2 protein-coding genes are annotated in these 1,293 nt (G+C 66.7%); one reads left to right on the forward strand and one right to left on the reverse strand.

Going from position 1 to position 1,293, the window contains the following annotated elements; all coding sequences use genetic code 11:
* A partial coding sequence (locus tag KN815_RS44875; RefSeq protein ID WP_372458634.1) for an enoyl-CoA hydratase/isomerase family protein occupies positions 1-247 on the reverse strand: 247 nt, incomplete at its 3' end.
* Positions 248-401: 154 nt separating this feature from the next.
* On the opposite strand from KN815_RS44875, the gene KN815_RS44880 reads away from it, so the two are divergent.
* Positions 402-1,019 (forward strand): TetR/AcrR family transcriptional regulator, encoded by a 618-nt coding sequence (locus tag KN815_RS44880; RefSeq protein WP_216347564.1) that lies wholly within the window; start codon positions 402-404, stop codon positions 1,017-1,019.
* The last annotated feature ends 274 nt before the right edge of the window (positions 1,020-1,293 follow it).

Genomic DNA, 1,293 nt, shown 5'->3' on the forward strand with positions numbered 1-1,293 from the left:
TGGCCGCGGGCAGCGCGTCAGGGTCGGTGAGGTAGGCCATGTCACCGTGCGCAACGAAGAACTCCGGGTCAGCGCTCTCGAAGACGATGACGCGGACGTCGGCGTCGTCCCGCACACGCGCGACGAATGCCCGGAGTGAGGGCAGGAGGACCGCGTCCATCAGATTGAGCGGCGGGTGATCGATTGTCACCGTCGCGACCCCGTCCGAGACGTCGATCGTCAGGGCGGGAAGGTCTTCGTAGCTCATGAGGTGGCTCCATATCGCGGTAAGAGACGGCCTGTGACCGGGCCGCCGGCTGGGAACAGTGTCGCGAATCTCGGCATCACGACTGACACTGAGTATCAGGTTAGAAACCTGTATCCGAAGAAGCAAACAAGTGTGTCGGAGTACACTCGTCCCCATGAGCGCAGCGCCACTCGGTACCCGTGAGATCAGCCGCCACGCGGTGCGAGCAGAGCTGGCCCGCGTCGCGTTCAACCGGTTCTGCCTCACCGGCTTCAACCAGGTCACCTTCGCCGACCTCTCCGAAGCCGCCGGAGTGTCGCGGAGCACCTTCCTGCGTTACTTCGGCACCAAGGAAGACGTGGTCCTGTTCGTCTTCGACCCTGTCGGTGACGTCATCACCGACGCGCTCGATGCCGAGCGGGCCAACCAGGACGACTGGAGCAGGCTGCGCAACGCCCTGGAGTCAGCCGTGAGGTTCCTCGTGCGCGACGTCCAGGAACTCGTGACGATCCTCGGCCTCATCGAGCAGACCCCAGCCCTGTGCGCACGCCTCCGCGAGAAGCAGACCGAATGGCGACCAGAGATCGTCGCCCGACTGCTGAAGACAACCCCCTCGGCCGACGGGTCATCGGTCATCGCCAACGTTCGCGTAGCGGCGGCGCTCGAAATCTTGTGGATCGTCCTCGGGCAATGGAGTGCGAGCGACGGCCAAGAGGACCTCGGCAAACTGCTGGACGCTGCGTTCGCCGCCTTCTCGACCCCGGCATGCCGGCAGACGGACGCTCCGTCGTAAAGGGCCGAGGCGGCGGCTTCCTCGGCGGTGCCGAAGCAGCCGAAAGGAGTGGTCGGCCCGGCGGCGGTGATCGCGTCGTCGGAGTCCGGCCCCGGCCGCGAGCGCGGGAGTGGGGTGTCGATCCGGCCGAAGCGGACGGTGTCCACGCGCAGCCGTGCAGGGCCGCCGAGGCCCCCACAGCACCTATCCGCGCGACCTCTAAGGACATGCTCTTTCCCTGGCGAGGCGGCTCAGCCCTTCGTGGCGCCACCGGCCCGGCTGCTGGACGAAGCAC

This window comes from Streptomyces niphimycinicus (assembly GCF_018883605.1).
Classification (GTDB): Bacteria; Actinomycetota; Actinomycetes; order Streptomycetales; family Streptomycetaceae; genus Streptomyces; species Streptomyces niphimycinicus.

What these genes read in the sequence shown, in the direction of transcription:
- KN815_RS44880 (WP_216347564.1), top strand. Translation starts at nt 402, where the DNA reads ATGAGCGCAGCGCCACTCGGTACCCGTGAGATCAGCCGCCACGCGGTG.